The organism is Methyloceanibacter sp., from assembly GCF_051306395.1.
Lineage (GTDB): Bacteria > Pseudomonadota > Alphaproteobacteria > Rhizobiales > Methyloligellaceae > Methyloceanibacter.
In genome coordinates this window covers 1-4,280 of record NZ_JBPPND010000221.1, presented here as the reverse complement: position 1 = coordinate 4,280, position 4,280 = coordinate 1, and the positions used below count along the sequence as shown (strand labels likewise).

General features: G+C 65.4%; 4 protein-coding genes. 2 read left to right on the top strand and 2 right to left on the bottom strand.

The genetic code is table 11. The annotated features are described in order from the left end of the window. Window positions 1–71 precede the first annotated feature (71 nt). Together ACSLE4_RS11490 and ACSLE4_RS11485 are read left to right on the top strand one after the other, a co-directional pair. Window positions 72–1,301 (top strand): aminotransferase, encoded by a 1,230-nt coding sequence (locus ACSLE4_RS11490; RefSeq protein ID WP_435904582.1) that lies wholly within the window; start codon window positions 72–74, stop codon window positions 1,299–1,301. 42 nt (window positions 1,302–1,343) lie between these two features. After that, complete coding sequence (locus ACSLE4_RS11485; RefSeq protein WP_435904581.1) at window positions 1,344–3,356, top strand: alpha/beta fold hydrolase; 2,013 nt, start codon at window positions 1,344–1,346, stop codon at window positions 3,354–3,356. 47 nt (window positions 3,357–3,403) lie between these two features. Here ACSLE4_RS11485 and ACSLE4_RS11480 read toward each other — a convergent pair whose 3' ends face one another. Both ACSLE4_RS11480 and ACSLE4_RS11475 read right to left on the bottom strand, forming a co-directional pair. Next, on the bottom strand, window positions 3,404–3,943 hold the full coding sequence (locus ACSLE4_RS11480; RefSeq protein WP_435904580.1) for a thermonuclease family protein: 540 nt from the start codon (window positions 3,941–3,943) through the stop codon (window positions 3,404–3,406). A 68-nt stretch (window positions 3,944–4,011) separates the two neighbouring features. Further along, window positions 4,012–4,280, bottom strand: a 269-nt coding sequence (locus tag ACSLE4_RS11475; protein ID WP_435904579.1) for a lytic murein transglycosylase, incomplete at its 5' end; no start/stop codon positions are given.

Below are 4,280 nucleotides of genomic sequence, written 5' to 3'. Positions count from 1 at the left end.
CAACCGGCGCGGCCCGCTAGACGATTGTGCCGCCTTTTCCTTGATCAATGACCGTTAGCTGAGGTGTTTCCATGACCGTATATTTGCCGCTTGAAATCCCCGAGACCCTTGCCGCCGGCCCCGGACCGGGGAACACCGACCCGCGCGTGCTCGATCGTTTCGCCAAGAGTGGCGTGGCCGACCACATGCAGAAGGACGTGCTCCGCGGCATGATGGAAGCCAAGGCGATGCTGCGCGAGCTGTGGGGCACCAAGAACGTCTACACCTATGGTGTGGCCGGCACGGGCTTCTCGGGGCTGGATTGCGTGCTGTCCCTGATCCTGCCGGGTGACAAAGTCGTCACCTTCCCGAACGGCACGTTCTCCGGCATCGACAGCCTGACCATCCGCATGAAGGCTTCGACCGCCGAGGAGTTGGCCGCCGACAGTCTCAATCCGAAGCCCGCGAGCGTGACCATCGTCGAAACGCCGCACGGCAAGTCGGTGACCGGCGACACCGTCGACAAGGCGCTGGCCGAGCACAAGCCCATGTGGGCGTTCATGGCCCATTGGGAGACCGGCTCCGGCCGCATCAACGACCTCAAGGGCTTCTCCGATGCTTGTGTGAAGCACGGCGTCATGGGCATCTGCGATGCCGTGTCGAGCCTCGGCGTGGGCGATTTCAACATCGACGATTATCCGGGCATCGTCGCCTGGGCGTCGTGTCCGCAGAAGGGCGTGCTGTCGCTTCCGCTGACCTATGCGCCGGTGAGCTTCACCGACAAGGCCATTGAGATGGTCAAGAAGCGGGGCTGCCGCACCTATGTGCATCACCCGATTCTCGACGCGCGCCATTGGGGCATCGTCGACGGCAAGGACGTGGATACGCCCGGCTATCACCAGACCCATTCTTGCTACGCGGTGGCCGCCTTCCACGAGGCGCTGCGCATCATTCTGAGCTACGGCCGCCGCCGCAAGGCGACCGACTACGCCTACCACGAGAAGGCGCTGCGCCAGGCTGTGGAGGCTATGGGCTGCGAGGTTACCTCGGACATGCCGAGCCTCGTGGTGCTGAATTTGCCGGGCAAGCTCGCCGGCAAGGAGAAGGAGCTGGTTCAGGGGGCGCGTGCGGAAGGGTTCGGCATCTGGCCGACCCTGTCAGAGCCGGTGCAGGTTCGCATCGGTATCCTCAACCAGCTCTCGCCAGAGCAGATCGCTGAGATCACCAGCCGCTTCGCCGACGCCATGCTCGCCATGGGTGCGGAGTTCGACAAGCAGCAGGTGATGAATCAGCTCAATTCCTATTACGCGAAGGCCGCGTAAGGGGCAGCTCCGGCGATCGCTCCCTCCCAAGGGGCGGCGTGCATGAGTTTTGACCATTGCCGTTTCGGCAAAGCTTCGCGATCGGCGTCGGCGCTTTTGGCGTTGGCGCTGATCGCGCAAGCCGTCTTCATCTTTTCGGGCACTCCTGCCCGGGCGGAAAGCCCGGAGGCGTTCGCCGCGTTCAGCCGCCAGATCCCGGAACTCGCCGCGAAAGGCGATATGGGGGAGGCCATCGCGCTGGCCGAGCGTTACGTGACGCTCGCGCGCGAGGCGTCCGGCGAAGAGAGTCTTGAGTACGCCACGGCGGCCACCTGGCTCGGCTGGCTCTACAAGAAGCAACAGCGCTATGTGGACGCCGAGGCCTTGCTCAAGCAGGCGCTTGCCATCCGCGAGGAGGCGTTCGGGCCGAACCACCCGCTGGTCGCCACCAGCCTGAACAATCTGGTGGGGCTCTATCAGGCGCAAGGCCGCGACGAGCAGGTTGCCGCCTTGGGGGCGCGGATCGACGCCATTCGAGCCAAGGCCGTCGGGGTCAGTATGCTCGAGGCGCTGCCGCGCGAGATTCAAGAGCTTCAAGCCAAAGGCAGGACGGCGGAAGCCGCCAGGCTGGCCGAGCATTACCTTGCCCTGTCAAGAGAGCGCTACGGCGCCAACCAGCCGGGCATAGTGCCGGCGCTGCTGGAGGCCGCGTCCCTCTTCGAGCAGCAGGGTAAGCTGCTAAAAGCCGAGCCGCTGCTCAAGCAGGCGCTGGAGATCCGCATCGCCGTGTTCGGTCCGCGCAGCCCCGAGGTGGCGGACAGCGCCGAGGCGCTGGGGCGTCTCTATCAGAAGGCGGGCCGCCTCAAGGAGGCGGAGAGGTCTTTCAAGCGCGCTTTGTCGATTCGCAAGGCGGCGTTCGGCCGGCGCAACGAGAAGACCATCGGCGCCATGGAGGCGCTGGCCGGCGTGTACAAGGCGGAGGGGCGCGACGCGGAGGCGGAGCGGCTCTACGCCAATGCCCGGAAGCTTGGCCGGCAGGTGCAGCGGCGCTTCGCCTTCTCGCGCGAGGAGCCGACCTATGCGGTGGTGAAGGTGTTCTACGCCACGGACCGCAAGAACACCGGCGCGAAAGACCCTGCGCAGACCTATGGCGGCGACCGGGGGCCGCTTACCTTCGGCGTGGCGACGGTGAGCATCCCGCGCGATCATCGCTTGGGCGCTCTGGAGGCGCCGTCCATTTGGCGGCTCGAATGGTGCAACGATCCGGACCGCTTCGTGGTCCTGCTGTCGGTGGACGAGACGGACAAGACCAAGTTCTTCGAGGACATCGCCGATCGCGTGAGAAAGTCTTCCCGTAAGTCCGCCTTCATCTTCGTGCACGGTTACAACGTCACCTTTGTCGATGCGGCACGGCGCACGGCGCAGATGACCTACGACCTCGGCTTCGACGGCGCGCCGGTGCTGTATAGCTGGCCGTCCCAGGCGAGCTACGCCTCCTACAAGGTGGACGAGACCAATGCCGAGTGGTCGCGGCTCGACTTAAAGAATTTCTTGAAGGACTTCGCCGAACAGTCGGACGCGGACAATATCTACCTCATCGCCCACAGCATGGGGACGCGCGTGCTGACCGGCGCGCTGAAGGAACTCGTGCTGGAAGACCCGAGCATGCGGGAGAAGTTCGACGAGATTATTTTGGCGGCGCCGGATATCGACGCCGACACGTTCACGCGGGATATCGCGCCCAAGATCCTGGCAGGCGAGGGCGGTACGACACTCTACGCCTCGTCCGGCGATTACGCGCTGATGGCCTCCAAGACCTTTGCCGGTTACCGGCGCGCGGGCGACACGGAGGGAGGCGTGACCATTGCCCCTGGTGTGGACACCATCGATGCAAGCGCGATCCGCACCGACTTCGTCGGCCACAGCTATTATGCCGATTCAGACTCCGTGCTCGGCGATCTGCGCGATCTCATTCTCCACGGCAAGCGGCCGGGGAAGCGCTCGCGGCTGTCGCCGGTGAAGAGCGACGCGGGCCGCTACTGGACCTTCAAGCAAGGTCACGCGCCCGCGCAATAACGCTGCTTCGTCGGCGCCGGAAACTCAGGCGCTCAGTCGTTGGGCGCTCAGTCGTTGCGGGGATGGTCCTGGCGCCATTCGGCGGGGCGCTGGAAACTGCCGCGCCAGATGCCGCGCTTGGCCTCGCGGGCTTCCCGCTCCACATCCGCATAGGCGTAGCCGGTCTTGCCGCCAAGATCGATGGCGTAGCCGTCGCGCACCAGCGCCTCGCCGATGTCGGGCACGCCGGCCGCGCTGCACAGGGCGACGTTGCGGCCGAAGCGGTCGGTGTCTTTCACCGCGCACGTCACCTCGCCCCCTTTGATCAGCTTGGTCAGCCTGACCTTGGCGGCGCGGCCGCACAGCCATTCCTTGCCGTTGGTCTCCTCGCAAGTCTGCTTCAGCTCCGGCGCGTCGATGGCGAAGATGCGGTACTCCGCGCCGTTGCCCGCGCGCAAGGTATCCCCGTCGATGGAAACGATCCTGGCTTCGGGTCCGAAGGGCTCGGGCTCCACGCTGCAATAGCGCTGAATGAGCAGCACGAGCGCGAATACGAGCACAAGCGCGACGACCTTGCCGAGCTGCGTGGCCAGCGTCTTGGTGGGCAATTCAGTACGCTTGCGGCTCGACGGCGTGCTGCTCGAGCTTGGGCGCGTCGATGATTTCCGACGCGCCATCAGCCGCCGTCGATCTGCCGGGCGACAATGGCGATGGTTTGCTGATAGACGCCCGCGGCGTTCCAACCCTGAATGGCCGCGAAGTTGGGCTGGCCCGGCTGATAGCCGGCGCCGGGCCGCCAGCCATGGCCGCGCAGGAAGTTCGCCGTGGAGGCGAGCGCGTCGGCCTTGGAGTTGAGATCGATGCGGCCGTTACCGTCGCCGTCGACCGCGTAAAGCAGAATCGCCTTCGGCAGGAATTGGGTCTGGCCCACCTCGCCATGCATGG

Bases quoted from the DNA above. Each gene is read 5' to 3' on its own strand.
- ACSLE4_RS11490 (WP_435904582.1), top strand. From the start codon at position 72: ATGACCGTATATTTGCCGCTTGAAATCCCCGAGACCCTTGCCGCCGGC.
- ACSLE4_RS11485 (WP_435904581.1), top strand. From the start codon at position 1,344: ATGAGTTTTGACCATTGCCGTTTCGGCAAAGCTTCGCGATCGGCGTCG.